The organism is Roseateles aquae, from assembly GCF_032337115.1.
GTDB lineage: Bacteria > Pseudomonadota > Gammaproteobacteria > Burkholderiales > Burkholderiaceae_C > Roseateles_C > Roseateles_C aquae.
Window position 1 is genome coordinate 343,407 of sequence record NZ_JAVXZY010000002.1, and the last position, 25,393, is coordinate 368,799.

The following is a 25,393-nucleotide window of genomic DNA, read 5'->3' on the forward strand; positions in this document are numbered from 1 at the left end:
TCAGTACTTGCAGGCGCCGTCGGCCATGTAGTCGGCGACCTTGATCTTGCCGTCGACGATATCGGCCTTGTAGGCCTCCAGCTTGGTCTTCAGCGCCGGCGTGATCAGCTTGGCGTTGTGCTGGTCGACGGCGTACTCGACGCCGCCTTCCTTCAGGCCCAGATTCAGCACGCCTGGCGTCCAGGCCTTCAGCACGTTGTAGACGGCGACGTCCACCCGCTTGACCATGGAGCTCAGCATCGTGCCGGGCTGCAGATGGTTTTGATTGCTGTCCACGCCAATCGCCAGCTTGCCGGCATCCTTGGCGGCTTGGTAGACGCCCGAGCCGGTGCCACCGGCCGCGGCGAACACCACATCAACGCCCTTGGCGAACTGCGCCTTGGCGAGTTCGCCGCCACGGGTCGGGTCGTTCCAGGCGGTGGCCGTGGTGCCGGTCATATTGGCCAGCACTTCGGCCTTGGGGTTGGCCGCCTTGGCGCCCTGCTCGTACCCGCACTGGAATTTGCGGATCAGCGGAATATCCATGCCGCCAACGAAGCCGACCTTGCCCGACTTGCTGGCCAGCACGGCCAAGGCACCGACCAGGAAGCTGCCCTCATGCTCCTTGAACACCACCGACTGCACATTGGGCAGATTGACCTTCTCGTCGATGATGACGAAATGGGTCTTGGGGAAGTCCTTGGCCACCTGCGCCACCGCCGAGGCCTGGGCGAAGCCAACCGAAATGATGGGGCTGGCACCGCGTTCAGCCATGCGACGCAGGGCCTGCACACGCTGGGTGTCGTTGCTGATCTCGAACTCGAGGTAGGTCTTGCCGGTCTCGGCCTTCCAACGCTCGACGCCACGGTAGGCCGATTCGTTGAAGGACTTGTCGAACTTGCCGCCCATGTCAAAGATGACGGCCGGGGAAGCCTGGGCCACAGCGGCCGTGGAGGCAATCGACAAGGCAGCGGCGGCCAACAGGGACAGAGAAAGCTTCATTGCATTCCTAAAGACAAAAGAGGCGGATCGCCCCGGTTTGCACGGTCAGCAGCAGACCGATCGCCAGCATGCCCCAAATGCGCGCCTGAATGATGAAAACAGGCAGCCGCAGCGTTGCTGGCAATTGTAGAAAAAGCGAGTGTATTCGCCTTCTAAGGAAAACGCTAAACGTTTGCGCGCCCGTGTTTACGTGTTTGCGCAAAATTTCGGCCAGGCCATTTGCGGCTGGAAAATGCTCGGCGGCGCTACCGTCTCAGCGGCGCCTCCCACTCGTCGAGCAGGCCACGAGCCCAGCCGCATGCGCTGTCTGTGCTGCCCGCACCACACGAGTAGCAGCACCGCGCGGCGCCAGTCCTTGGGCTGCCGCTACAGGGCTTTTGCACTGCTCCAGGCACACCAGCACGGGCGCAAAGCACCGTTTAAGGCCCTTGCCGGCTTGCGCCAACGCAAAGACCGCACAGATTTCGCTACGCCGGCAAAGCAAATGCGATTCCTTCTCATTTAGAATCGTGCTATTGCGTCCCTGGTGACGCGCCGCCGAGCATGCCCCCATGAGTCGAGCCCCTGCCTTCACCCTTGCCAGCGCCACCCTGGGCCACGCCCACCGGGTGCACCGCGTCAGCGCGCCGGCCTATGCGCCGGAATGGTCGCAATGGCTGGAGGAAATCGGCTTTGTCAGCGGCGAACATGTCAGCGTGCTGGCCCGTGGCCTGCCCGGCGCCGACCCGCTGGTGGTGCGCATTGGCCAGTCCACTTTCGCGCTGCGCCAGGCCGAAGCCGCCTGCATCCAGTTGCAAGACGACGACGCTGGAGCCGCGCAGCCGGCATGACTGAATCCGTGATCCATCTCCACCCGGCCGGCCCGCTGCTGGCCCTGGTGGGCAATCCGAACTGCGGCAAGACCGCCCTCTTCAACCGCTTGACCGGCAGCCGCCAGAAGGTGGCCAATTACGCCGGCGTCACCGTCGAGCGCAAGGAAGGCCGGCTCAAGACCCATGCTGGCAAGACGCTGCGCCTGCTTGACCTGCCCGGCACCTACAGCCTCTACCCGCGCTCGCCCGATGAGCGCGTGACCTGCGATGTGCTGGCCGGCCGCGCCCGCGGCGAGAAGCGGCCAGACCTGGTCATCTGTGTGCTCGACGCCACCAATCTGCGCCGCAATCTGCGTCTGGTGCTGGCGGTGCAGCGCCAAGGCATTCCCTGCGTCGTGGCGCTGAACATGGCCGATCTGGCGGCCAGCCGCGGCATCAACATCGATGTCGACAAACTGTCCAAGGCACTGGGCCTGCCCGTGGTGCGCACCATCGCCACCCAGGGGCATGGGCTGGACGATTTGCGTCAACTGCTCGAGCAACGCGAGCAGTGGCCTGCACCGCCCGTGCCGCCTGGCAACGAGCAGGACGGCCAGGATCAGCAGCGCGTCAACGCCATCCTGAAGGAACTGGGGCTGGACGAACAAAGCCCGGCCCTGCCCAGCGACAAGATCGACCGCTTCGTGCTGCACCCGGTGTTCGGCCCGGTGTTGCTGGCCGTGCTGCTCTTCCTGCTCTTCCAGGCGGTGTTTTCCTGGGCCGAGGCGCCCAAGGACTGGATTGAGAGCGGTGTGGGCTGGCTGGGCGACGTCGTCGGCAGCGCTTTGCCCGAGGGCCTGCTGAAAAGCCTGCTGGTCGACGGCGTGATTGCCGGCGTGGGCAGCGTGCTGGCCTTTTTGCCGCAGATCCTGATCCTGTTCTTCTTCATCCTGTTGCTGGAGGAGTCCGGCTATCTGCCGCGCGCCGCCTTCCTGCTCGATCGGCTGATGGGCAGCGTGGGCCTGTCGGGCCGCAGCTTCATACCGCTGCTGTCCAGCTTCGCCTGCGCCATTCCCGGCATCATGGCCACGCGCTCGATCGCCAACCCGCGCGACCGCCTGGTCACCATCATGATCGCGCCGCTGATGACCTGCTCGGCCCGCTTGCCGGTCTACGCCCTGCTGATTGGCGCCTTCGTGCCGCAGCGCGAGGTCTGGGGCTGGTTCGAGTTGCAGGGCCTGGTGCTCTTCGTGCTCTACCTGGCCGGCATCGTCGGCGCCATGCTGGTGGCCTGGATACTGAAGCGCTTCACCAGCGCACGTCAGGTGCGGCCGCTGATGATGGAGTTGCCCGCCTACCACCTGCCCCATGCGCGCAATATCGCGATCGGACTGCTGCAACGCGCCGAGATCTTCCTGAAGCGCGTGGGCGGCATCATCCTGCTGTTGACGCTGGCGCTGTGGGTGCTGGCCACCTTCCCTGGCGCGCCCGAGGGCGCCACCGGCCCGGCCATCCAGTACAGCTTTGCCGGCATGCTGGGCCGTGGCCTCGAACATGTGTTTGCGCCCATCGGCTTCAACTGGCAGATCAGCCTGGCGCTGGTGCCAGGTCTTGCCGCCCGCGAAATTGCGATCAGCGCGCTGGGCACGGTCTATGCACTGTCGGCCACCGGCACCGATGCCGCCGCGCAGGCGCTAAGCCCCTTGATTGCCCAGAGCTGGAGTCTGCCCACGGCCTTCTCGCTGCTGGCCTGGTTCGTGTTCGCGCCGCAATGCCTGGCCACGCTGGCCGCCGTCAAACGCGAAACCGGCGGCCTGCGCATGCCCTTGATCATGGCCGGCTACCTGTTTGCGCTGGCCTATCTGGCCGCCTTCGTCACCTTCCGCGTCAGCAGCTACTTGCTGGCCTGAGGCTGGTTTTCAGGCCGCCCACAGCTCGCCTTGCGCGGCCGGCCTGGGCTCAATTTGCGGCAGATCGCCGACGGCCAGCGCAGCGGCAATGCAGTCCATGTCCGCCGCGCTGATCTGCAGCAGGCCAAAACGCAGCTTGGCGCCCCAGCCCGGCGCTGCCGTCAGTTCGAGCCGGCCGCGCAGCGACTGGATCGCCACCTGGCGGCCTTCCGAGGCCCAGCGCACATCGCGCCGATAGGGATGAAAGCCCGGATGCAGATCGGACATATCGACCTGATAGGGCTCCACAGGCAAGACCTGGCCCAGCGCCGTGAAGGCGCGCAGCGTGGCCGGGCCGCCCATGTCCTGCCCCGGTGAGTAGTAGACGACGCGATCGCCAGCAGCCATGCGTTTCAGCGGCGCGCACTTGCCATGGCAAACCTGCATGAAGCCGCCGGCCAGGCCGCGCGCGACATGGGTCGCGCAGGCCACGGCCAGCCAGTTGCGAGGCGCAGCGGCCTCGATTCGCGGTGCTGGCATGGCCGTCTCCTTACTGTGCGGCGTCGGGCGTCGGGTTGAAGACGCGCAAGCGGTGGCCATCCGGATCGAGGGCGGCAAAGGTGTAGCCAAAGTCCATGACGGTGGGCGCCTGAGCGATCGTCAGGCCCTGCTCGATCCAGCGCTGGTGCAGCGCATCGACCGCCGCACGGTCGGGCTGCACAAAACCCAGTTCGACGGCACCAGCCTCGACGACCGGCGCGGGCTCGACGCCAGCACGGGTCCACAGGCCCAGCATCACGCCACCATCGAGCGCAAACATCGCAAAGGTCGGCGCCGATTCGACCGGTTCGCGGCCCAGCAAGCGGGTGTAGAACGAGGCGCTGGCCAGCGCGTCGCGAACATAAAGGATGGTGAAATTGGGGCTCAGCATGACGGTTCTCCCTGAGAGTTAGCTGTCGGGTTGATCAGCACCCGCCGCGGTGGGCTAGAAGGCCCTGCGGCGAGTGACTGAGCGTCATGCTAAGTGGCGCTACTGTCAGCAGATGTCAGTAGGCTGCAGATGCTGAACAGAGACCTTCATCTGCGATCAATTGGCCTGGCGCAGCAGCGCCGACACCTCGGTCTGGCGCGCATAGGCCTTGCCCAGCTTGCTGAGCTTCTGCAGCTCCGTCAGCGCCTGTGCCTTGCTGCCACTCTGGATCAGGTAAGTCGCCAGATTGAGGCGGAAATCGCTGACGTCGGGCGCCAGCTGCACCACCTTTTGCTGCACCGTCAGCGCCTGCGCGAGCTTGCCTTCGGCGGCCAGCGCGGTGGCGTAGGTGTCCATGATGGCCGGCTGCTCGCCGGACAGCTTGACGGCCTTCTCCGCCATCTCGACGGCGCCGGGGCGCTTCTGGCTGGCACGAATCCAGGCGATGTTGTTCAAGGCTGGCACCAGGTCCGGGCGGCGCTTGAGCAGCTCCTGATAACTCTTCTCGGCACCAGCCAGATCGCCCTTGGCCATCAGCTGGTCGGCCAGATAGGTGCCAAAGCGCAGATCGTCGGGGTGCGCCTTCTGCCAGCTGTCGGCAAAACTCTGCGCCTCGGGCAGGCGCTGTGCGCCGACCAGCGCCGCATGCACGCGCAGCGGCGCCTCGGCCGGCTCGGGCAGAGCTAGGGCCTTGCGGTAGGCGGCCAGCGCCTGGTCCCAGCGCTTCTGGTCCTGCTCGACCTGGCCCTCGGCCAGATAGCCCATGGCCAGTTTGGGTTGACGGGTCTGCAACTCACGCGCCTGCTGCATCGCTTCCTGCGGCTTTTGCAGCTTCAATGCCACCTGGACCGCCAACTCACGGGCCTGCAGATTGTCCGGGCTGATTTCGAGCACGCGACGCAGGTCGCGCTGGGCCACCACGAAGTCTTGGGCGGCAATATGGATCTGTGCCGCCCCCCAGGGGCCGGCCGGATTCTCCGGCGCGAGATTGCTGATGCGGGCGTAGTTGTTCAAGGCCTGGGCGCGATCGCCGGAGGCCAGTTGGGCGCGGGCCAGGCGCTCCAGGATGTCGATATTGTTCGGCAGTGCCGCCACCGCCGCCTGTGCCGCGGCCAGGGTGGCCTTGGCATCACGACCAGACAGCAACAGATCCAGCTGCATCAACCGCGCGCTGGCATCAACCGGATCGATGCGCACCGCCTCGGCCACCACCTGCTCAACCTCCGCCGCGGGCACGCCGCTGCGCGCCATCAGCTCGGCCAAGGCCAGACGCGCCTGCACATTTTTCGGATGGGCCTTGACGAAGTCCTGCAGTCGCGCACGCGCAGCGTCGGGCTTTTTCTCCATCATGTCGACTGCGGCCATGCCACCGACGCTGACCAGGAAATTCGCATCGCGGGCCAGCGAGGCTTCGAAGAACTTGCGTGCCTTGGCGGCGTCGTTCTGCGTCAGATAGAGCTGGCCGCGCAGGCTGTCGGGCACCGGGCTGCCGGCCATCTTCAACTCCAGCGCCTCGATGGCGCGCAGCGCGCCATTGACGTCCTTGCGGCGGATCTGCGCGCTGATCAGCGCCATGTCCACGCCGCTGCCCTTGTCGGCCGCGGCGATGCTGGCCAAATCGCGCAGCGCCGTGCTGGCGTTGCCCTTGCCCAGCTCGGACATGGCCAATGCGGCGCGCAACTTCAGATCGTCCGGCCGCGCCTTGGCGGCGCGCTGGAAGAACTCGTCTGAGCCCTTGCTGTCCCCCTGCATCAGCAGGGCCTGCCCGGCCAGCGACAAGGCCTCGGCGTCGGGGTCCTTCACTTCCACCAGCGGCTTGAGCACCGCCAGCGCCTTGGCAGGCTGATGCATGCGCAGCAGCGTTTGCGCCTGCAGGCGCTGGATCGGCGGCTGGTTGGGCGCCAGCTGCGCAGCACGCGAGGCCAGCGCGTCGGCCTCGGTCAGCGCATTGAGCTGCAACTCGGTGGCCGCCGCCAGGGTCAGCATCGGCACATGATCGGGCGCGTGGCGGCGCAGCGCTTGCAGCAATTCGCGGGCCTTCTTGAAATCGCCTTCGGCAAAGCTCAGCTGCGCTTCCAGGTACTGGGTCTTGCTGGCGCCAACACCAGCCTTCTTCAGCTGATTGAGCTGCTCACGCGCCTGGGCGGGCTGGTTATGGCTGAGCGCAATCGTGATCAGGGCAGCATGGGCGTCAAAGGAAGCCGGCTCGATGCTGATCACCTGCTTGAAGGTCTGGATCGCAGCCTCGCGTTCGCCCTTGCCGCGCAGCAGCATCTCGGCCTTCAGCAACAGCGCCTGGGCCGACTGCGGGTTCTTCGCCAGCGCGGCGTCCAGGCGGCCGATGGCACCATCGATATCGCCGCCGGTGGCCTGGATGCGGGCCTGCGCCATCAGCGCCGGCAGCGCCTCGGGCGTCAGCGCCAGCGCGGCATTCACCGCCTGCTCGCCCGCCGGCAGTTGGTTCTCGGCCAGATAAGCCATCGACAGGCTGACCAGCAGATCCGATTGCGCCGCCTTGTCGGCCAGCGTCTCCTTGCCCAACTCCTTGATCAGCTTGCCGTTCTGGCCGGCGAGCAGCAGTGTGCGAGCCAGCACCGGCAGCACGGCGTCGCGGCTGTACTTGAATTCCAGTGCGCGGCGCAGTTCGGCTTCGGCGCCAGCCACATCGCCGATGGCCAGCAGCGTCTGGCCCAACAGGAAGCGGCCTTCGCCGTGGTTGGGGCTTTGCTGCAGCAGCGTCTTCAGTTCGATGGTGGCCGACTTGTTGTCGCGCTTTTGCATGAAGGCCTTGGCCGAGTCGAGCAGCTTGGCCTCGTCTTTGCCACCACAGGCCGCCAGCAAAGCCGCCGACAGGAACAGCGGCACACAGACACGTTGGAAATTCAAGGACACGGGCTTCCTCCAGATCTCATCAATTTTTCTCGCCCGGCAGTATTGCGCAGAAATGTGTCTCCACGCCGCCGCGCTCCCGCCATCCCCCTGCATGAAGGGCAGCAAAAGCGCACTTTGCCGCACTCCTTGGCCCCCACGGGCCGGCCATGACGACCAGGGCCCCTGCCGCAGCGCGCTATGCTGCGCGCCAACCGGCGGCGGCCCCAGGAAAGGTCTGCCCGCTCACCACACATATACCCAACTGATCCCGCCATGATCTTCAGGCCCACCCCCTCCTTCACCGCCGTGCTGAGTCTGTGCGCCGCGCTGCTCAGCCCGCTCTCGCATGCCACCGCGCCGGCTGCCAGCCCCACCCAGTCCAGCCGTGCAGATCAGGCGCAGAACCGCGCCTTCGACAAGCTCAGCCACCAGTTCATTGAAGCGCTGTGGCGCACTGACAGCGAGAGCGCCCTCGGCGCCGGCCGCTATGAGTTTGCCGACCGCCTGCCCGCGCCCGACGCCGCCGCGCGGGCCGCCCAGCTGGCCTTTGCCGAAGACTGGCTGCAGCGCTTCCATGCGGTGGACACTGCCTCGCTCTCCACCCGCCAGCGCACCGACCTCGGCCTGCTCTTGAACAAGCTGGAGAGCGACCGCTGGTACCTCACCAGCTTCCGCGCCCATGAGTGGGACCCATCGATCTACGGCGTGGCCGGCAGCCTCGATCTGATTCTGAACACCGAGTACGCGCCCAAGCCCCAGCGCCTGCGCGCCCTGCTCAAGCGCGTGGCCGCCATCCCGGCCTACTACCAGGCCGCGCAGGGCAATCTGAAGCAGCTCAGCCATGAGCATGCCCAGCTGGCCATCAAGCAGGCCCCGGGCGCATTGGGCGTGCTTGACGACATCGCCAAGGCTGCCGCCACGGCAGCACTCACCCAGGCCGAGAAGGCGCAATTCAAGGAACGCCTCGCCGCTGCGCGCACGGCGATCCAGGGCTTTGTCGACTTCGTCAGCGCACTCGACGCTCAGCAACAGCGCGACAACAGCGGCCGCAGCTTCCGCATCGGCCGCGAGCTCTACGACACCAAGTTTGCGCTGGACATCGCCTCCGGCAGCAATGCCGAGCAAACCTACCAGAAGGCGCTGTCCGCCCGCGAGCAACTGCTGCAGCGCATGGATGGCCTGGCCGACGAGCTCTGGGCCAAGACCATGGGTAGCGCCGCCAAGCCGCAGGACCGCACCGAGAAGATCGGCCTGGTGATCGACAAGCTTTCGGCCAAGCACGTGGCCCGTGAAGACTTCTTCAAGGAAATCCGCCGCCAGATTCCCGTGTTGCAGGACTGGGTGGTCAAGCACGATCTGATCGGCATCGACCCCAAGAAGCCGCTGGTCGTGCGCGAAACACCGGTCTATGCCCGCGGCGTGGCCGGCGCCGGCATCCAGGCGCCTGGCCCCTACCGCCCGCAGGACCGCACCTATTACGACGTCACCCCGCTGGACGGCGCCAGCGCCGAGGCCGCCGAGAGCACGCTGCGTGAATACAACCACTGGATCCTGCAGATCCTCAACATCCACGAAGCCATTCCTGGCCACTACACCCAGCTGGTCTATGCCAACCGCTCGCCCTCGCTGGTGAAGTCGCTGTTCGGCAATGGCGCCATGGTCGAAGGCTGGGCCGTCTATGGTGAGCGCATGATGCTGGAATCAGGCTATGGCGACAACGCGCCCGAGATGTGGCTGATGTACAGCAAGTGGAATCTGCGCAGCGTCACCAACACCATCCTCGACTACAGCGTGCATGTGCTGTGCATGAGCGAGGCCGAGGCTATCGACCTGCTGACCCGCCAGGCCTTCCAGACCCGCCAGGAAGCGATCGAGAAATGGCACCGCGTGCAGGTCAGCTCGGTGCAGCTGGCCAGCTACTTCAGCGGTTATAGCGAAATCATGGAATTGCGCGAGGAACGCAAGAAGGCGCTGGGCGATAAATTCAATCTCAAGGCCTTCCACGAACAATTCTTGAGCTACGGCAGCGCGCCGGTGCATGTGATCAGGGAATTGATGCAGTAAGCTGTGGCCATGCGCAGGGCCGGGGCATGCCGGACGCAGTCAGCGTCCGACTCAAAAGCTACCGGCCTTTTTTCATCCACACCATTTCATCCAAGCCGCGCCGCCAGGCTGCGCGACCGATCAAGGGAGCAAGACCATGGCCAAGGGGCAGCAAAAGAGCAACAAGGAAGCGAAGAAGCCCAAGAAGGACGCTTCGCCCTCCAAGCCGGTATCAGCCGGCGCAGTGATGCCCACGGTCACCACCGTGGTGCCGGACCGCAGCAAGAAGAAGAAATAAGGGCGTCGTCTGCCACCTCGCCTGAGCGCAGCCAGCTCAGGTAGCGCTCCCGAGGCTTAGGGAAGGTCTGCATAAGTCGGCGTGGGTCGTGGTTGAGAGAAAAAGGGCGGTCACGTAGACGCGCTGCGAAGGTCGGGCTGGTGGCCCGACAGCCGAGCAGCGCAACGCCCGTGGGGGCCCTTTTTCTCTCAACCCGCAGGGCAAGCACCAGCCACGCCCTGCCGGTGTTGCGAGCCTTGCGCAGGCCACCAGCCTGAGCTGCGGCTCGCGCCTTGGCAGGCCCTGGCTGGTGCTTGCCACGGCCCACGCCGACTTATGCAGACCTTCCTTAGCGCCAGCGGCGCCGGCTCGCCTCGATGGCGGCACGGGTCTGCTCTGCCTCCTGCAGTGCTGTTTCGCGGTCGTAGCTGTCCAGTCGGTTCGGCGCATGCTTGAAGGCCTCGATGGCCTCGGGGCCCAAGGTGGGCAGCACATTCATCGCCGTCAGCGCAATCACGCGGTCGGGGTCGTTCATCATCGCGGCCAGCACGGCAATGTCGGCCACCGTCACCGCACGGCCCAGCGCCTCGATGGTGTAGCGATTCATGCCGCGCATCAGGTGCGCATGGCCGACATGCCGGTTGACGATCTTGCACAGTGCCTGGTAGCGCTTGCGATCAATCGGGGCCTCCCGGGCCGCCTGGGCCGCCAGCGATGCATCTTGAGACTTTGACCCGACCGGCGCCCCGCTCGTCTGCGAGCCAGGCGGCACGGCGGGCTGAGACTGCGCGGCCGCCGCTTCAAGGCCCAGGGCCAGCCCCAAGGCATAGAGCAGGCCGGCGCGGCGCCACAGGCTCATGGCTTGGGGATCGATGGTGCGTTTCTTCGGACAAGTGCTCGGGTGATTCATCGGTTCGCAGCGCTCAGTCGCCAATTCGGCCGGAAGATCGGCCTCAGGAGTCGCGAGCCTAGCATCGAACATCAGCGGCCTGCAGCAGGCTTGGCTCGCAACAGCTGCAGCTGCGCGCTCAACCACGGCTGGCTGGCCTGAGCCGCCGCACCACCGCAACGCACCAGATAGGGCTTGCCGCTGCTGCTGCTCGTCGACGCCGCCCGCTCGATGAACTGCTCGGTCGTCTTGACCATGTCCTTGCCTTCCAGATACTCCAGCTTGCGCAGCAAATGCGCCTTTGCCTCGGCGGCCTCGTACCAGCTGCCATTGCGGTTGAACTGACAGTTCGAGGCCTGCATCGCCGCCATCAAACCATCGATCTCAGCACGTACTGAGGGCGCAACCGGCGCGGCCTGCAGCAAACCATGCGCAAGGGCCAGCAGGCTGGCGGCCCACATGACGCGCCAGCCGGCAGGTCCAACAACTAAGGACTGGTTCTTCAGCACCACAGGGAGCCTCCCGCATCAACCCTCTACATCCGCCGCGTGCTACCGTGATCGATCCAGCGAATGCGCCAGCCAAACAAAAGGCGCCGAGCGATACATCGCTCGGCGCCTGGGTCTTCGTGATCCTAGTCGGATCGGTATTTGGTGGGCCGGGGTCTATCGCCCCCCCCATGTCTATCCCTTTGTATATTGATAGTTGCGCTCGCACACCCTCCTTTGTGCCCACATTTGTGCCCCCAGAAGTGAGCCACTGTCCGATCACGCCCCCCCCTGCTTGCTAGCTGTCATGGAGCAGCGTTCTCGCGCGGGCTGTGGGGCAGAGCCGCCCAGTGCCGAGCGCAGCTAACAAGCTTCGCATCTGCAACCTAACCGACCACTCAGACGACAGACACTGTTACGAGAAGTAGCCACACCCCACGCCGCTCGCTAAAGTCAGTGAGTACGCGAGGGCGTTGCGTTAGGCCTGTAAGCCGTGTCTGCCTGCAAGATGTCGTCCAACAATGGCATAAAGAGAGGGATGAATGAAAATTAACGACCTCAATATTTCTAATTTTCGAGGCATTAGCAAGTTAGAAACCGGCCCCCTCGGGGATACGATAATTATCGCCGGCCAAAACGGGTCGGGAAAATCGTGCATTTTCGATGCAATTCGGCTCCTTAAATCCGTTTATGGCGGATATCAACAGAACGAGTGGCAGCACTTTTTTAACGAATTTCAGATTCAACTCAATTCAGGCATCGCGAATTTAAAAGGATTGTTCAACGACGTCACTAGATCAGTCGAAATAACGGCCAGATTTCAACTTCGCGATCGAGAAAAGGCGTATCTGAAAGATTGCGCCGCTGAGTTACTCGAAGAAACCATTTGGCAGAAGGTGCTACCCGAGGCATTTCAATTCGGCGGATATCACAAAGCGATGTTCGCAGCGCAATTCAGAGAGAAGCAACCGGAGGTCACTGCGAGGGTTCAGCGCGAATTACCTGAATTCATGGATGGCCTTAGGGAGTCTGAGCACACCGGCAGCGTTGTGATAACCCCCAACGGTCAGATTAACACTAAAGATTCACTCGTTCTTCAGGCTATATTTTCGACCTATCGGCCGAGGTATATCGGCGTTATTGATTTTCATGGCGCCCAGCGCCACTATAGCCGCGAAAACGTCCAAGGCATAAACCTAAACCTCGACCAACTTAATCAGACGCGAAGCCAAAGCTCGCTATATAACTACAATTCAAAATATAGCAACGTCAAAAGCGAAATGGCAGGCAACTATATCGGCGCTATGCTGGCGGACAAGGCTGACCCGAGCAAGTCGCACAGCGAACAATCGCTTGAACAAACGATGAAGGAGCTCTTCGCCTCCTTCTTCCCCGAAAAAGAATTCCTTGGACCAAGACCTACAGCGGAAGGGACCCTGTCATTCCCCGTGCGCACCGCAAACGGCACGCTGCATGACTTGGACGAACTAAGTTCCGGAGAAAAGGAAATACTCTACGGCTACCTTAGAATTAGAAGCTCCGCACCGAAAGATTCGATAATCCTGCTTGACGAACCCGAGCTTCACCTAAACCCTAGGCTTATTAGAGGTCTGCCAGAATTTTACAAAAAGCATCTTGGATCGGCCCTTGAAAATCAACTGTGGCTAGTGACGCATTCAGATGCACTAATTCGTGAAGCGGTTGGCAAGCCAGGATTCAACGTTTTCCACATGCTTCCGTGCGGTGTTGACAGCTCGATGCATTCGCAGTTAAAGCCGCTTTCAGCGAAAACAGATCTGGAACAAGTCATGACTGACCTTGTCGGTGACTTAGCGACTTACCGGCCGGGCGGAAAGGGGCTGATTTTTGAAGGCGGAGGAGACTCCGATTTTGATAAGACTCTGACGCAGACCCTCTTCGCAGGGGAACTTCGAGGCATCAATCTGGTATCTGGTTCAAATAAAACCAAAGTTAAAGCGCTCCATGAGGTTCTCAGCCGAGCGCATGCTCAAGGTGATCTTCCTACAAAATTCTTCGCGGTCGTCGATAGGGACAGCATCAATCAAGAAGCAAAAACCGATGGCCTCACCCAGTTCGTTTGGGATGTATATCACATCGAAAACTACTTGCTAGAGCCGCAATTTATCGCAAGTGCGATGAATGCGCTTGTAATAGGGAAAGCAGTCACGACTCAAGAAGCAGAAGAGAAACTGCGACTTGCGGCTCGAAAAGTAGTGCCAAGCGTCCTAATTCAAAGAATTACCGAGTTCGCCAACTCAGCTTTAATTTCAGGGATCAACTTGAATTTTGATCCGGCCACAAACAATGTAAGCGCTAAGCTAAGGGAAGCGGTCGAGCGGTCTCTTGCACGGGTTCAGCAATCTGCGGCGAACTCCCTTTCTCAGCTGAGTATCGAAACAAAAGAATCTGACCTTCGCAAGGAAATTGAATCCAACTTCTTAGATGGAACATGGAAAGCCACCCTTCCCGGTCGAGATATCCTCAAGCAACTGGTCTCTGGGGAGAAAATTCCGACCAACTACGAGGCCTTTCGCAATCTGATCGTTAGCCAGATGGCGTCCGCTGGTTTCAAACCGCCAGGCATGAAAACGATAATTGATAAGGTTGCGGCGGGATAAACCATTTATAAGCCATAGCTCTTGCCGCGCGAACATGAAACGTCTCGTACGTACGATGTAACGTGCGTGTCTCGTACATGGGTACAAGTGCCGTACGTACAGCCTTCGTACGTATGGAAAGAAGCTGCTGTTTAAGCCGCAGCTTCAATATGCGGAGCACTCCGGCCAGCTCGTCCCACATCACGCCGGCGGGAATCATAAAGGCCGTCATTTGGGTTGAAACGGCGCAAATCCGCTACAGCGCTGCAACAGCCCTGCCAACTCCGAACTGACAATTCGCTCGCCCAACCCAGCCCACCGAAAGTTCGCACAGTTCCCAGGCCAATAGTGCCGGCATTCAAAGCAGCTGACCCGCTCGTCGCCCGAGCGATCCCGCTCCACCAAACGGCCCGCAAATGCCTCGGCATCGGCCTTTGGCCAATGCAACCTCAGCAGGCGTGCCACGTACCTTTGCCGCGCCGCGTCGTCCACCGTGCATGCCGCTGCTGCCGGTCCTGGCTGACGCAAATCAGGCGCGCCGCGCAGCAGAGCCAAGAGTTCCGGCTTGACCTCCCGCAGCGCGGCACGCAGTTCGTCGGTCAGCTTCGAGCCAGGCCGAATTACCAACCGATCCCCCTCGGCCGCCACGCTCATCCCGGCGTCGCCCAATGCATCGAGCAGATCACGGGCGCCCATCAGATCACCGCCGCATCGTCAGTCTCGCCACCAGTCTCGCCACCAGTCGCGCCACCAGTCGCGCCATTGGCGCCAGTTCCTGCGTGTGGCGCCAATGGCGCGACTGTGGCGCGACTGACCTTGAGGAACCACTCGGCCGCCTTGCCGAACCCGTTGCGCCGCGACTCCGCACCAGCCTTGCGCATCGCCCGCTGCATCGTCCGCCAAGAGTAGCCGGCCTCATCCGCATAGCGCTTCACGTCGCCAGAAGCCACAGGCCCATGCGCGTGCAAATCACGCAGCCACGCCGCCGCGTCGCCCGCGCCTTCACCGTCATCCGCACCATCGGCCTCTGCATCCGCCAGCAGCTCGCGCGCCGATCCTTGCAAGACCTCTAGCCAACGCACGTACTGCCCCTCAACGTCGGGCGCCACTTCGGCCCGTTCCAGCGCATAGGCGAAACCGCCGTCATCAGCCCCGATGTTGGACTTGGCGCGCAGCAGCACGCGTCGCTCATCGCCGTCATCCCCTGGCTTCACCTTCGCCGCCACCAGAACCAGCTGCGCCAGCGCCGCGAACGCAATGCTGCCCGTCACCCGCTCCAAAGGATCGCGGCCCGACGTGCCCTTGCTGAAATGCGTGATCCCCAGCACCGCACAACCCAGCCGCTGCGTCAATGTCACCACCGGCTGCAGTGAACGGCGCACCTCGGCGCCCTTGTGCGAATCGCCCGCCACGGCCGAAAGCATGGGGTCGAGGATCAACAAGCGTGGAGTCGCCCACGTTCCGGCGTTCTTTTCCAGCAAGTCCATGTCGCGGCCGGGATCAAAGGCTTCGCCATCACTCCCGGTGAGCCCGTTGATGAAGTGCGCCCGTTTCATATTGACCCCGGCAGCTATCAGTTGCGTAGCAATCACAGAATGCCCATCCTCGACGCTCCAGCAACTCGCCTGGAAAGTGGCTGCGCTCCCGGTGGCCGTGTGTCACCCCGCCTGATGATCAGCGCGGCAGACAGGTCAATCGGCGTCTTAACCCACATGCAAACAAAAGGCGCTGAGCGATTGGTTCACTCAGCGCCTTCGGTCTTTCGCGGTCCTGCGTGGACCCATGATTGGTGGAGCCGGGGGGAATTGAACCCCCGTCCGTCAGCCATCACCGGGCAGATCTACATGCTTAGCCGTCTGATTTGAATCTCGCGTTCAGCTCGCGCAGTGGCACGCTAGCTTTCCCGCCAGTCACTAAATCTTGTTGCCGGCCGAGTGACCCGACTGGCAACCAGCCCATGTGAATGTCTTCTCAGCCTTGAACCTTGCGGCTCGCGGCCCGGCCCATGGGCCAACCGTTGAGAAGCTCAGCCGGTATTAAGCGGCGAGTGCGAACGTAGAGTCGTTTGCAGTTACTTTGTTTCCAGATGGATTTACGAGGTGACTGGTCCTCGGCATGCCCCACTCCGGATCCGCACCCACGTCGAAACCAAGTCGGCCCCAGAGAAGTCTCACATTATGCCAGTCGCAGGCATTTCAAGAGGGACATCGGCTCGTCGATGATGAAATCAGCGCCCCAGGCCTCGATGGCACTGCCCTTGCCAAGGTAGCCCCAGGCGGCAGCCACGGTGATCATGCCGGCGGCGCGGCCGGCGATGATGTCGCGCTCATCGTCGCCCACGTACACGCATTGCTCGGCCGGCACGGCCATGCGCCGGGCAGCTTCCAGCAGCGGTGCCGGGTGCGGCTTGGCATGCGGCGTGCTGTCGCCACCAATCACCGCCCGTGCCGCGGCAGCCAGCCCCAGGCCGGCGGTGACCGGCAGCGCAAAGCGCTCGGCCTTGTTGGTGACGATGCCCCAGGGCAGGCCGAGTTCATCGAGCTGCTGCAGCATAGGCTGCACGGCGGCGAAGATGGCCGTTTCTTGCAGCATGCGCTGTTCGTAGCGGGCCAGGAAGTCGACGCGCAGGCGCTCGAAATCGGCATGGGCCGGCGTCACGTCCAGCGCCACGGCCAGCATGCCGCGGGCCCCGGCGCCAACCATGGGCCGCAGCGCTTCATAGGGCAAGGGCGGCAGGCCATGGGCGGCGCGCAGCTCGTTGGCGGCGCCGGCCAGGTCGGGCGCGCTGTCGATCAGCGTGCCGTCCAGATCGAAGAGCACGCCACGCAGGGGCGTGAGTTCCGTGCGAGCGGCAACACCGCCGGGCTGCAGGCTGTCCAGCATCATGTCCTTCATGGGCGGCGGCTCAGAGCGGGCGGCGGCAGGCCAGCATGTAGTTCACATCGGTGTCGCTGCCGATGCTATAGCGTTGGGTGAGCGGCTGGTAGCTCAGGCCCTTCATGCTGTGCAGTTCCAGGCCGGCATCGCGGCACATCTGGGCCAGCTCGGCCGGCTTGATGAAGCGCGCGTACTCATGGGTGCCAGCGGGCAGCATCTTGAGCAGGTATTCGGCGCCAACGATGGCCAGCATGAAGGCCTTGGCGTTGCGGTTCAGCGTCGACAAAAACACCCAGCCGCCCGGCTTGACCAGCGTGGCCAGGGCGCGCACGACCGAGGCCGGATCGGGCACATGTTCGAGCATTTCCATGCAGGTGACGGTATCGAAGCTTGCGGGCCGCTGCTCGGCCAGCGCCTCGACGGCGATCTCCTGGTAGCTGATGTTCTCGGTGCCGGCCTCCATCGCATGCAGCTCGGCCACGCGCAAGGCCTTGGTGGCCAGATCGATGCCCAGCACGGTGGCGCCCTTGCGCGCCATCGAATCGCTGAGGATGCCACCGCCACAGCCCACATCGAGCACCTCGCGGCCAACCAGCGGGCTCAGGCTGTTGATCCATTCCAGGCGCAGTGGATTGATCTGGTGCAGCGGCTTGAATTCACTCTCGGTATCCCACCAGTGATGGGCCAGATCGCCAAACTTGGCGAGCTCTTGGGGGTCGGCATTCGTCATGGGCGGAGATGGTAGCCCATCCGGCCAAAGCGCCCGGGGCCGGCTACAGTGCCGGGCGATGACTGCTGCAACCGATTCACCCTACTCCTCCCCTTTGCCCGCCGCGCTGTTCGCCCAGTTCCGCGCGGACCGCGCTGCCCTGCCCATCACCGGCTTCGAGCTCGATGCCGAGCCGCGCTTCAGCCGCCATCTGCCGCGCCTGCCCGGCGCCGAGGCGCTGATCTGCTTCACCCGCATCAGCGACGAACAAGCGCTGGTGGCCGAGATCGCCACCCAGCAGCGCTTCTTCACCGAGCGGCAGCAAAGGCTGGAATGGAAGGTCTATGAGCTGGATGAACCGCCCACGTTGCGCCAGCGCCTGGCCGAAGCCGGCTTTGTGGCCGGCGAGGTGGAGGCCTTCATGCTCTACCCGCTGGAGCGGCCCTGGCAGCCGCGCCGGCAGATGGACGGCAGCCGCCTGGCGGTTCGCCGCATCAGCGACGATGCCGGCCTGCGCGCGCTGATTGCGCTGCAGGAACAGGTCTGGCAGATCGAGCTGGGCTGGCTGTATCAGCAGATGAGCCAGACGCTGGCGCGCCAGCCGCAGTGTCTGAGCGTGTTCGGCGCCTATGCGGGGCGGCAGCTGGTAGGCACCGGCTGGATAGACTTCCCCGCCGGCTCGGCCTTTGCCGAGCTGCATGGCGGCTCGGTGTTGCCCGACTGGCGCGGCCAGGGGGTCTACAGCGCGCTGCTGGCGCCGCGCCTGGCCGAGGCCCGCGAGCGCGGCCTGCGCTGGCTGGGGGTGGATGCCGCGCCGATGAGCCGGCCGATTCTGGAGGGGCTGGGCTTCAGTTGCGTGTGCCTCAGTTGGCCCATGCGCTGGCAACCCTAGCTCACCAGCTCACTCGCCTTCCTGATAACTGCGCCCTTTGGCCAGCCAGACCTCATGATGGCCGGCCCCGGCAGGGATCATCGGGAAGCAGTTTTCCTGCGCGGCCACCGCCACATCGAGAAAGAACGGCCTCTCGGCGGCCAGGCACTCGGCCAGCGCGGCATCGAGTTCGGCGCGCTCGGTCACACGCCGGGCCCGCCAGCCAAAGGCCCGTGCCAGTGCCACGAAGTCGGGCAAGGCCTCGGTATAGCTGTGGCTGTAGCGGCCGCCGTGAATCAGTTCCTGCCACTGCCGCACCATGCCCATATAGCCGTTGTTGGACAGCACCAGCTTGACGGGCGTGCGGTGCTGCACCGCCGTCGACAACTCCTGGATGTTCATCAGCACCGAGGCATCGCCGCTGACGCAGACCACCGTCTTGTCCGGATGCGCGATCTGCGCCCCGATGGCGGCCGGCAGGCCAAAGCCCATGGTGCCGGCGCCGCCGGAGCTGAGCCAGCGGCGCGGCGCCTGCAGCGCGATGTACTGCGCCGCCCACATCTGGTGCTGGCCCACATCGGTGGCGACGATGGCATCGCGCCCTTGCAGCGCGGCCTGCAGCCGGCTCATCAGCGCCTGCGGCAGGATCTCATCGGCGCTGTCCTCGAAGGCCAGCGAGCGCTCGGCGCGCCAGGCCTCGATGCGCGCCCACCAGGGGGTCAGGTCTTGCCTGAGTGCACCGCTCCAGCCGCTCAAGAGCGCGCGCAGGCCGTCGCCGCAGTCAGCCAGCAGGGCGACATCGGCGCGCACCACCTTGTTGATCGAGCGTGGATCGATGTCCAGATGAATGATGCGAGCGCCAGGGCAGAAGCGATCAAGCCGGCCGGTCACGCGGTCGTCAAAACGGGCGCCGACGCAGACCACCAGATCGGCATGGTGCATGGCCAGATTCGCTTCCAGCGTGCCATGCATGCCCAACATGCCCAGGTACTGCGGGTCGGCCGCCGGGAAGGCGCCCAGGCCCATCAACGTCAGCGTGCAGGGCGCGCCGCTGGCGCGAACCAATTCGGCGAAGGCGGCGCAGGCGCCCTCCCCGGCGTTGATCAGCCCGCCGCCACCGTAGAACACCGGGCGCCGCGCCTGAGCCAGCAGGGCCAGCGCTGCCTGCACGGCCAGGGGCTCGGGCGGCAGCGGCTGATGAACGGGCGTTTGCTGGCTCAGCGGCTGCGGGCCGTTCCAGCCCGGCAGCGGCGCCAGCTGCACATCCTTGGGCACGTCGATCAGCACCGGCCCGGGCCGGCCGCCGGCGGCAATCGCATGGCCGCGGGCGATGGTGCTGCTGAGCTCCTGCACCTCGCGGACCTGAGCGTTCCACTTGGTCACCGGGCGCGAAATGCCGAGCGCGTCGCATTCCTGAAAGGCATCGGTGCCGATGGCGGTGGTGGCCACCTGGCCGCTGATGCACAGCACGGGAATGGAGTCGCACAGCGCGTCGAGCAGGCCGGTGGTGGTGTTGCTCATGCCCGGACCGGAGGTGACAAACACGACGCCCACCCGCCCGGTCGTCCGCGCATAGCCCTCGGCCGCATGGACGGCGGCTTGCTCATGGCGCACCAGCACATGGCGCAGGCGCGGCTCGGCGTGTAGCGCGTCGTAGAGCGGCAGCACGGCACCGCCGGGATAGCCGAACACGGTGTCGACGCCCAGGCTGAGCAGTGTGGCAATCAGCGCGTCGGCGCCGTTGACGGGGCGCGGTGCCACCGGCAGCTGCAGAGCAGCCTGGACAGTGGGCATGGCGGTGGCAGGCGGCAGGGGTTCCAGGATTGCATTCATGCCGCCACTTTGCCCGCAAGCCGCCAGAATTAATTGCTTATCTTTCCGACTCTTCGCCTACGATAAGCAAATTATTCTTTCATACATCAATTTGGCAGCATGAATCTGGACAAGTTCGATTTCGCCATCCTGCGCGCGCTGCAAGGCGATGCGCGGATGAGCTTGCAGGAAATCAGCCAGCAGGTCGGGCTGACCAGCTCGCCCTGCTGGGCGCGCATCAAGCGGATGGAGGAAGCCGGCGTCATCGAGGGCTACTCGGTGCGCGTCAATGCCGCCAAGGTAGGCCTGGCCGACACAGTGATCGTGCAGGTGACGTTGGACAGCCACTCCGACGAGGCGCTGTTCGAGTTCGGCCGCGCGCTCGAGCAGATTCCCGAGGTGCTGGAGGCCTTCCTGGTTTCCGGCGACTACGACTACTACGTGCGCATCGCCGTGGCCGACACCCGCGACTACGAACGCCTGCTGCGCGAGCGGCTGTACAAGATTCCCGGCATACGCCACAGCAAATCCAGCTTCGTGCTGCGCCAGCTGAAGCAAAGCCAGCTGCCGCTGCAGCCACGCTGAACGGCCTGCAATGAAAACAGCCGCCTCGCAGGGCGCGGGGCGGCTGTTTCAGCAATGATGGCGGCGCGCTACCCCTTGGGGCAGCGGCAGCGCCAGACTCAGTGCTTGTGCTTCAGCGACTTCTTGGCCGACACCTTGCCGTGGCTCTTGGCCGTGGCTTGCTTTTTGTTCTTCTTGGACTTCTTGCCGGCATGAGCCAGCTTGCTCTTCTTCGCCGGCTTCTTGGCTGCGACGACGGGCGCCGGCTCCTTCATCGGTGTGCCGACAACGGCTGGAGCGACCGGCTGATAGCTTGGCTGCACCGTGCCTTGCTGGGCAAAGGCAGACGTGGCCAGCAGGCCAGCCAGGGCGAGGGAGATGAAGGCTTTCATGAGCTGTTGTCCTTGTCGAATGATTCTGTGTGTCGCAGCGGCGGCTTCAGGCGCCAGCACTTGGGAGTCTAGTGCCTACTCGAACACGCCCTGGCGCATCCATTTGGTGGCTACCCATTTTTCGCCTTCCAGCACCGGCGTACCGCCATGCAGGGTCAGCGTTGAGGGGTGCGGCCGGTCATAGCTGAAGAACACCGCATTGCCCTGCACCGGCGCCACCTCCAGCTTGATGTTCGGGAAGATCGTGCCACCGCCACGCAGCGGCGTGTTGAGGTACATCACCAAGGTACCAACCCGGTTGCCACCGCGCTGCAGGATGGCGGCGCTGCTGGCGTTGTTGGGCTCGAAATAGTCGTAGTGCGGCAGGTACTCGGCGCCGGGCTGGTAGTGCAGCACCTGCAGGCCTTCGCCGTTCTCGATGGGCCAATTCAGCAAGGCAGCAATGCGTGCCTCGATGCGGCAGCACAGCTCGGTTTCGCCGCGGTCGAAGAACATGCCGCGGCTGGTGCGGGCGGTGTTGATCTCGCTGCCATCGGCATCGACGGCCACCGTCTCCGAACGCGCCAGCCGGGTCGCGGCGGACTCGCGCAGCGCCACGCATTCCTCGTCGCTGAGCAGGCCGCCAAACACCACCAGGCGCGGCGCCGCCATGCTCAGCAGCACCTTGACCTCGCGGTCGTGCGCCCACAGGCTGGTCGGTGCGCCCTGTAGCGCCGGCTCAGGCACCGGTGCGGCCGGGGCGGCGGCAATGCGCAGCGGCGCCAAGGCCTCGGCATTGAAGACGCCAGCCAGCGCCTGCAGGGCCACGTCGGGCGTCCAGCCGCTGCTCTGCATCGCCTTGAGCACCTGCTCGGGGGCGACACCGGCACGCTGCTGCTCTTGCAACCAGCGGCGCAACTCGGGAGTGATGTTCTGCTCGCTCATGGGCGAAATTCTGCCTTGCCGATTCAGGCCAGACGACGGCGGAACAGCAGTTTGTCGGGCGTGGACAACTCCGGCTGGTAGGCATAGCCATCCAGATTGAAGCCCTGCAGCCCGGCCGGTGTGTCGATGCGCCGCTCGATGCAGTAGCGCGCCATCAGACCACGCGCCCGCTTGGCGAAGAAGCTGATGATCTTGTACTGGCCGTTCTTCCAGTCTTCGAACTGGCAGTCGATCACCCGCGGCTGCAGGCAGGGCCGGCGCGCGGCCTTGAAGTACTCCTGCGAGGCCAGATTGACGATCACCGGCACCTGGCTGGCCGCAGCGCGCTGATTCAGATGCTCGGCCAGCTGGTCGCCCCACCAGGCGTACAGCGTCTTGCCACGGCTGGAGGCAAGACCTGTCCCCATCTCCAGCCGGTAAGGGCGCATCCAGTCCAGCGGGCGCAGCACGCCGTAGAGGCCGGAGAGGATGGCCAGATGCTGCTGGGCCCACTGCAGATCATCGAGCTTCAGCGTGCGGGCCTGCAGGCCGTCGTAGACATCGCCGTTGAAGGCCAGCACGCAGGGCTTGCTGGTCTCGGCATCGAACTTGGGTTCCCAGGCCTGATAGCGGCCGACATTCAGCGCTGCCAGCGCGTCCGACAAATCCATCAACTCGGCGATCTGCCGCGGCGTCTGCTTGCGCAGCAGCTTGATCAAGGCCTGCGCTTCCTTGACGAACAGCGGCTGCGTGGCCAGGCTTTGCACATCGGCCGGCACCGGGGTTTCATAGTCCAGCGACTTGGCAGGAGAGAGCAGGAAGAGCATGGGGCGGGAACGGGGCAGGAAATTCTCGGGCGGCCGATTCTCGCCGAAGCGGCGCGGCTGAAACGACAACACCCGCCGCAGCGGGTGTCGTGAGACGGCTGAAGGCCGTGCGAACCGCTTACTTGGCCAGCAGCTGGTTCAGCGCGGCGATATCTTCGGGGCGCAGCTGTCCGGAAGCCTGGCGCAGCTTGAGGCCCCCGACCAGCACGTCATAGCGCGCCTTGGCCAGCTGGCTTTGAGTCGAGTACAGCTGGGTCTGCGCGTTCAGCACATCAAGGTTGACGCGCACGCCGACCTTGTAGCCCAGCTGCGTGGCTTCCAACGCCAGCTTGGTCGAAGACTCGGCGGCTTCCAGCGCCTTGACCTGGGCGGCACCAGACTGCACGCCGAAAAAGGCGCGGCGGGTGCCCTCAACCACTGAGCGTCGAGCGAAGTCCAGATCGTTGCGCGACTTCTCTTCCAGCTTCAGCGTTTCCTTGATCCGGTTCTGGTTGTAGCCGCCGCTGTAGAGCGGGTAGCTCAGCTGCACACCGATGCTGGCGTTCTTGGTCGTGCCGGCCAGCTGCGCGCCGCTGCCCGACTGGTTCTGCACACCGAGGGTGCCGGTCACGTCGACGGTTGGACCGTCTGCGGCCTTGGCCTTGGAGGTTTCCAGCTGTGCCACCTCCAGGCCCAGCTTGGCCTTGCGAATTCCCGGGTGCAGCTCTTCTGCTTGGCTTACCCAGGAGTCGGGCGTGGTCGGCGTGATGGCCGGCAGCGCGACGGGCACGGCCAGCGGCTTGGGCTCGACGCCATTGCGGCCAACCAGCTGATCCAGCGTCACGCGCTTGACGCGCAGATCGTTATCGGCGCCGATTTCCTGGGCAACGGCCAGGTCATACTTGGCCTGGGCTTCACGGGTATCGGTGATGGTCGCTGTGCCGACCTCGAAATTGCGCTTGGCCGACGCCAACTGCTCGGCGATGGCCGACTTGTTGGCCCGCGAAGTGGCCAACGTGTCTTGCGCGGCCAGCACATCGAAATAGGCCTGAGCGACACGGACGATCAGGTCCTGCTCGGCAATCTCCAGATCGGAAGCAGCCACGCCCAAGGCACGCTGAGCCTGATCGACCGAGAGGTTGTTACTGCGGTTGTACAACGAATACTTGGCGTTCAAGCCGCCTTGCCAGGTGGTGCTGCTGACGCGGTCACCGGAGACCTGTTTCGTGAAACTGTTCGGCGTGCCCGGCGTGGCGGACACCACGACGCCAGGCTGCAGCTGAACAAAAGTGCCTTCGTTGCTCGGCGGCTGAGTCTGCGTGTTGGTGCCGCTGACGCCAAGACCCAAGGTCGGCCGCAGCGAGGCATCCGCTTGCGCGGCCTTGAACTGAGCCGAATCGGCCTGCGCACGGGCGGCCAGATAGCTGGCGTCGTAGGCACGGGCTGCGTCGTAAAGCTCCTGCAGGCTCTGCGCCTGGGCGCCGGCCGCGCCGGCCAGACCAAGGGCCAGGGCGAGCGACAACTGACGCAGACGGGGCGCGGATTTTGCGCGTTGGGTGTTTCGACGATCAGCGGCCATGTGGCTTCCTTGCAGGGATTGCATCCGTTGAGTTGTTGGGTGTTCAGTATCTAGGCACCGAAGGGTCTTGCTCGCAGGACCACGCATCAATGCCGCCGGCGAGGTTATAGACCAATTCAAAGCCCTGACGCTCCAGAAATGCGACGACTTGCTGACTTCGCATCCCGTGATGGCAATAACAAACGACAGGCTGCGCGGGGTCGAGCTCGGGCAAGCGCGCGACCAGTTGGCCCATCGGAATCAGCTTGCTCGCCAGCCCATCGATGTGGATGCTGGCCAGGGCCGCTTCCCAGGGCTCACGAATGTCGAGCAGCAGCAGCGCCTCGTTCTGGCGCGCCAACCCCTGCAGATCCTGAACAGCAAGCTGCTTCATCAGGTCTCAAAAGCTGAAGGCGTTGCTGTCAGCAAAGCCCGGCAGGCGCGGCGCCAGCGTGTCGAACAGCGCCTCGCTCTTGAATTCCTGCTCGCTGACGCGGCGCACCAGCGTCGCGCGCATCACCGGCTCGTCGCCGACGATGGCCAGCAGGCGGCCGCCGACCTTCAGCTGCTGCAGCAGGGCATCGGGCACCTCCTGCACCGAGCCGGACAGCAGGATGGCGTCAAACGGGGCTTCGCCCGCCAGGCCCAGACGGCCATCGCCTTCACGGACGGTGACATTGGCCAGCCCGGCGCGGCGCAGATTGTCGCCAGCCTGCTTGGCGATGGCGGCATTCGATTCCAGCGTGATCACACGCTGCGCACGGTGGCCCAGCATGGCGGCCAGGAAGCCGGTGCCGGTGCCGATTTCCAGCACTTTTTCATGGCGTTCGACGGCCAGCGACTGCAGCAGCCGGGCCTCGACCCGCGGTGCCAACGCCAGGTGGCCAGCGCCCAGCGGCAGCTCGGTGTCGGTAAAGGCCATATTGCGATAGGCCGCGGGCACGAAATCTTCGCGCTTGACGACCGACAACAGCGACAGCACGGCGGGGTCCAGCACATCCCAGGGGCGGATCTGCTGTTCGATCATATTGAAGCGGGCTTGTTCGAAATTCATATCAGTCCTTCAGCGCCACGCCTGCGCGCG

The 25,393-nt window shown here is 64.3% G+C and carries 23 protein-coding genes, 1 other RNA gene and 1 pseudogene; 7 read left to right on the top strand and 18 right to left on the bottom strand.

All coding sequences use genetic code 11. From position 1 onward, the window contains the following. The gene (locus RQP53_RS06810; RefSeq protein ID WP_315649471.1) at nucleotides 1–981 is read right to left on the bottom strand and encodes a BMP family lipoprotein; all 981 of its coding nucleotides are present in this window, start codon (nucleotides 979–981) and stop codon (nucleotides 1–3) included. A gap of 551 nt (nucleotides 982–1,532) precedes the next feature. Between RQP53_RS06810 and RQP53_RS06815 the strand changes: the two genes are divergently transcribed. Together RQP53_RS06815 and feoB are read left to right on the top strand one after the other, a co-directional pair. Continuing rightward, nucleotides 1,533–1,811 carry a FeoA family protein gene (locus RQP53_RS06815; RefSeq protein ID WP_315649472.1) on the top strand — a complete coding sequence of 93 codons (279 nt, stop codon included), beginning with the start codon at nucleotides 1,533–1,535 and terminating at the stop codon, nucleotides 1,809–1,811. Further along, nucleotides 1,808–3,682, top strand: a complete 1,875-nt coding sequence (feoB, locus tag RQP53_RS06820; protein WP_315649473.1) for a ferrous iron transporter B — start codon at nucleotides 1,808–1,810, stop codon at nucleotides 3,680–3,682. Before RQP53_RS06815 ends, feoB begins: the two co-directional genes overlap by 4 nt. 9 nt (nucleotides 3,683–3,691) lie before the next feature. Here feoB and RQP53_RS06825 read toward each other — a convergent pair whose 3' ends face one another. The 3 genes from RQP53_RS06825 to prsT all read right to left on the bottom strand — a co-directional run bounded on the left by RQP53_RS06825 (nucleotide 3,692) and on the right by prsT (nucleotide 7,523). Further along, nucleotides 3,692–4,201 (bottom strand): EVE domain-containing protein, encoded by a 510-nt coding sequence (locus tag RQP53_RS06825; RefSeq protein ID WP_315649474.1) that lies wholly within the window; start codon nucleotides 4,199–4,201, stop codon nucleotides 3,692–3,694. Between the two features lie 10 nt (nucleotides 4,202–4,211). Then, nucleotides 4,212–4,592 (bottom strand): VOC family protein, encoded by a 381-nt coding sequence (locus RQP53_RS06830; protein WP_315649475.1) that lies wholly within the window; start codon nucleotides 4,590–4,592, stop codon nucleotides 4,212–4,214. Between the two features lie 156 nt (nucleotides 4,593–4,748). After that, entirely contained in the window at nucleotides 4,749–7,523 is a 2,775-nt protein-coding gene (gene prsT / locus RQP53_RS06835) for an XrtA/PEP-CTERM system TPR-repeat protein PrsT (RefSeq protein WP_315649476.1), read from the bottom strand. Nucleotides 7,524–7,775: 252 nt separating this feature from the next. On the opposite strand from prsT, the gene RQP53_RS06840 reads away from it, so the two are divergent. Next, entirely contained in the window at nucleotides 7,776–9,566 is a 1,791-nt protein-coding gene (locus tag RQP53_RS06840) for a DUF885 domain-containing protein (RefSeq protein WP_315649477.1), read from the top strand. Nucleotides 9,567–9,702: 136 nt separating this feature from the next. Then, the gene (locus tag RQP53_RS06845; RefSeq protein ID WP_315649478.1) at nucleotides 9,703–9,843 is read left to right on the top strand and encodes a hypothetical protein; all 141 of its coding nucleotides are present in this window, start codon (nucleotides 9,703–9,705) and stop codon (nucleotides 9,841–9,843) included. Between the two features lie 328 nt (nucleotides 9,844–10,171). Here the strand turns inward: RQP53_RS06845 and RQP53_RS06850 are convergent, their stop codons facing one another. Together RQP53_RS06850 and RQP53_RS06855 are read right to left on the bottom strand one after the other, a co-directional pair. Then, complete coding sequence (locus tag RQP53_RS06850) at nucleotides 10,172–10,681, bottom strand: hypothetical protein (RefSeq protein ID WP_315649479.1); 510 nt, start codon at nucleotides 10,679–10,681, stop codon at nucleotides 10,172–10,174. Nucleotides 10,682–10,803: 122 nt separating this feature from the next. Continuing rightward, entirely contained in the window at nucleotides 10,804–11,172 is a 369-nt protein-coding gene (locus tag RQP53_RS06855) for a YfeK family protein (protein WP_315649480.1), read from the bottom strand. A gap of 569 nt (nucleotides 11,173–11,741) precedes the next feature. Between RQP53_RS06855 and RQP53_RS06860 the strand changes: the two genes are divergently transcribed. After that, on the top strand, nucleotides 11,742–13,838 hold the full coding sequence (locus tag RQP53_RS06860) for an AAA family ATPase (RefSeq protein ID WP_315649481.1): 2,097 nt from the start codon (nucleotides 11,742–11,744) through the stop codon (nucleotides 13,836–13,838). 207 nt (nucleotides 13,839–14,045) lie between these two features. Here RQP53_RS06860 and RQP53_RS06865 read toward each other — a convergent pair whose 3' ends face one another. The 5 genes and pseudogenes from RQP53_RS06865 to ubiG form a co-directional block, all read right to left on the bottom strand. Continuing rightward, nucleotides 14,046–14,513 (bottom strand): TubC N-terminal docking domain-related protein, encoded by a 468-nt coding sequence (locus RQP53_RS06865; protein ID WP_315649482.1) that lies wholly within the window; start codon nucleotides 14,511–14,513, stop codon nucleotides 14,046–14,048. After that, nucleotides 14,513–15,421: pseudogene (locus tag RQP53_RS06870) on the bottom strand (AAA family ATPase); the annotation flags it as partial. The gene RQP53_RS06865 and the pseudogene RQP53_RS06870, both read right to left, overlap by 1 nt. Before the next feature lie 183 nt (nucleotides 15,422–15,604). Next, nucleotides 15,605–15,978: a transfer-messenger RNA gene (ssrA, locus tag RQP53_RS06875) on the bottom strand. Nucleotides 15,979–15,992: 14 nt separating this feature from the next. Continuing rightward, on the bottom strand, nucleotides 15,993–16,703 hold the full coding sequence (gph, locus tag RQP53_RS06880; protein ID WP_315649894.1) for a phosphoglycolate phosphatase: 711 nt from the start codon (nucleotides 16,701–16,703) through the stop codon (nucleotides 15,993–15,995). A 19-nt stretch (nucleotides 16,704–16,722) separates the two neighbouring features. After that, nucleotides 16,723–17,424, bottom strand: a complete 702-nt coding sequence (gene ubiG / locus RQP53_RS06885; RefSeq protein WP_315649483.1) for a bifunctional 2-polyprenyl-6-hydroxyphenol methylase/3-demethylubiquinol 3-O-methyltransferase UbiG — start codon at nucleotides 17,422–17,424, stop codon at nucleotides 16,723–16,725. A 58-nt stretch (nucleotides 17,425–17,482) separates the two neighbouring features. On the opposite strand from ubiG, the gene RQP53_RS06890 reads away from it, so the two are divergent. Next, nucleotides 17,483–18,295: a GNAT family N-acetyltransferase gene (locus tag RQP53_RS06890; protein ID WP_315649484.1), complete on the top strand. Its 813-nt coding sequence runs from the start codon at nucleotides 17,483–17,485 to the stop codon at nucleotides 18,293–18,295. Nucleotides 18,296–18,304: 9 nt separating this feature from the next. Here RQP53_RS06890 and ilvB read toward each other — a convergent pair whose 3' ends face one another. Then, complete coding sequence (ilvB, locus tag RQP53_RS06895) at nucleotides 18,305–20,068, bottom strand: biosynthetic-type acetolactate synthase large subunit (RefSeq protein ID WP_315649896.1); 1,764 nt, start codon at nucleotides 20,066–20,068, stop codon at nucleotides 18,305–18,307. A gap of 138 nt (nucleotides 20,069–20,206) precedes the next feature. On the opposite strand from ilvB, the gene RQP53_RS06900 reads away from it, so the two are divergent. Beyond that, complete coding sequence (locus RQP53_RS06900) at nucleotides 20,207–20,671, top strand: Lrp/AsnC family transcriptional regulator (protein ID WP_315649485.1); 465 nt, start codon at nucleotides 20,207–20,209, stop codon at nucleotides 20,669–20,671. A 98-nt stretch (nucleotides 20,672–20,769) separates the two neighbouring features. Here the strand turns inward: RQP53_RS06900 and RQP53_RS06905 are convergent, their stop codons facing one another. The 6 genes from RQP53_RS06905 to RQP53_RS06930 all read right to left on the bottom strand — a co-directional run bounded on the left by RQP53_RS06905 (nucleotide 20,770) and on the right by RQP53_RS06930 (nucleotide 25,363). Continuing rightward, nucleotides 20,770–21,042 carry a hypothetical protein gene (locus tag RQP53_RS06905; protein WP_315649486.1) on the bottom strand — a complete coding sequence of 91 codons (273 nt, stop codon included), beginning with the start codon at nucleotides 21,040–21,042 and terminating at the stop codon, nucleotides 20,770–20,772. A gap of 75 nt (nucleotides 21,043–21,117) precedes the next feature. Continuing rightward, nucleotides 21,118–21,966 (bottom strand): 2OG-Fe(II) oxygenase, encoded by an 849-nt coding sequence (locus RQP53_RS06910; protein ID WP_315649487.1) that lies wholly within the window; start codon nucleotides 21,964–21,966, stop codon nucleotides 21,118–21,120. 23 nt (nucleotides 21,967–21,989) lie between these two features. Beyond that, nucleotides 21,990–22,772: a peroxide stress protein YaaA gene (gene yaaA / locus RQP53_RS06915; RefSeq protein ID WP_315649488.1), complete on the bottom strand. Its 783-nt coding sequence runs from the start codon at nucleotides 22,770–22,772 to the stop codon at nucleotides 21,990–21,992. A gap of 118 nt (nucleotides 22,773–22,890) precedes the next feature. After that, complete coding sequence (locus tag RQP53_RS06920; RefSeq protein ID WP_315649489.1) at nucleotides 22,891–24,330, bottom strand: TolC family outer membrane protein; 1,440 nt, start codon at nucleotides 24,328–24,330, stop codon at nucleotides 22,891–22,893. A 43-nt stretch (nucleotides 24,331–24,373) separates the two neighbouring features. Further along, entirely contained in the window at nucleotides 24,374–24,703 is a 330-nt protein-coding gene (locus RQP53_RS06925; RefSeq protein WP_315649490.1) for a rhodanese-like domain-containing protein, read from the bottom strand. 6 nt (nucleotides 24,704–24,709) lie between these two features. Beyond that, on the bottom strand, nucleotides 24,710–25,363 hold the full coding sequence (locus tag RQP53_RS06930; RefSeq protein WP_315649491.1) for a protein-L-isoaspartate O-methyltransferase family protein: 654 nt from the start codon (nucleotides 25,361–25,363) through the stop codon (nucleotides 24,710–24,712). Nucleotides 25,364–25,393: the final 30 nt, after the last annotated feature.

Coding starts and splice junctions, on each gene's coding strand:
- RQP53_RS06810 (WP_315649471.1), bottom strand. CDS start 981: ATGAAGCTTTCTCTGTCCCTGTTGGCCGCCGCTGCCTTGTCGATTGCC.
- RQP53_RS06815 (WP_315649472.1), top strand. CDS start 1,533: ATGAGTCGAGCCCCTGCCTTCACCCTTGCCAGCGCCACCCTGGGCCAC.
- feoB (WP_315649473.1), top strand. CDS start 1,808: ATGACTGAATCCGTGATCCATCTCCACCCGGCCGGCCCGCTGCTGGCC.
- RQP53_RS06825 (WP_315649474.1), bottom strand. CDS start 4,201: ATGCCAGCACCGCGAATCGAGGCCGCTGCGCCTCGCAACTGGCTGGCC.
- RQP53_RS06830 (WP_315649475.1), bottom strand. CDS start 4,592: ATGCTGAGCCCCAATTTCACCATCCTTTATGTTCGCGACGCGCTGGCC.
- RQP53_RS06840 (WP_315649477.1), top strand. CDS start 7,776: ATGATCTTCAGGCCCACCCCCTCCTTCACCGCCGTGCTGAGTCTGTGC.
- RQP53_RS06845 (WP_315649478.1), top strand. CDS start 9,703: ATGGCCAAGGGGCAGCAAAAGAGCAACAAGGAAGCGAAGAAGCCCAAG.
- RQP53_RS06850 (WP_315649479.1), bottom strand. CDS start 10,681: ATGAGCCTGTGGCGCCGCGCCGGCCTGCTCTATGCCTTGGGGCTGGCC.
- RQP53_RS06855 (WP_315649480.1), bottom strand. CDS start 11,172: ATGTGGGCCGCCAGCCTGCTGGCCCTTGCGCATGGTTTGCTGCAGGCC.
- RQP53_RS06860 (WP_315649481.1), top strand. CDS start 11,742: ATGAAAATTAACGACCTCAATATTTCTAATTTTCGAGGCATTAGCAAG.
- RQP53_RS06865 (WP_315649482.1), bottom strand. CDS start 14,513: ATGGGCGCCCGTGATCTGCTCGATGCATTGGGCGACGCCGGGATGAGC.
- gph (WP_315649894.1), bottom strand. CDS start 16,703: ATGATGCTGGACAGCCTGCAGCCCGGCGGTGTTGCCGCTCGCACGGAA.
- ubiG (WP_315649483.1), bottom strand. CDS start 17,424: ATGACGAATGCCGACCCCCAAGAGCTCGCCAAGTTTGGCGATCTGGCC.
- RQP53_RS06890 (WP_315649484.1), top strand. CDS start 17,483: ATGACTGCTGCAACCGATTCACCCTACTCCTCCCCTTTGCCCGCCGCG.
- ilvB (WP_315649896.1), bottom strand. CDS start 20,068: ATGCCCACTGTCCAGGCTGCTCTGCAGCTGCCGGTGGCACCGCGCCCC.
- RQP53_RS06900 (WP_315649485.1), top strand. CDS start 20,207: ATGAATCTGGACAAGTTCGATTTCGCCATCCTGCGCGCGCTGCAAGGC.
- RQP53_RS06905 (WP_315649486.1), bottom strand. CDS start 21,042: ATGAAAGCCTTCATCTCCCTCGCCCTGGCTGGCCTGCTGGCCACGTCT.
- RQP53_RS06910 (WP_315649487.1), bottom strand. CDS start 21,966: ATGAGCGAGCAGAACATCACTCCCGAGTTGCGCCGCTGGTTGCAAGAG.
- yaaA (WP_315649488.1), bottom strand. CDS start 22,772: ATGCTCTTCCTGCTCTCTCCTGCCAAGTCGCTGGACTATGAAACCCCG.
- RQP53_RS06920 (WP_315649489.1), bottom strand. CDS start 24,330: ATGGCCGCTGATCGTCGAAACACCCAACGCGCAAAATCCGCGCCCCGT.
- RQP53_RS06925 (WP_315649490.1), bottom strand. CDS start 24,703: ATGAAGCAGCTTGCTGTTCAGGATCTGCAGGGGTTGGCGCGCCAGAAC.
- RQP53_RS06930 (WP_315649491.1), bottom strand. CDS start 25,363: ATGAATTTCGAACAAGCCCGCTTCAATATGATCGAACAGCAGATCCGC.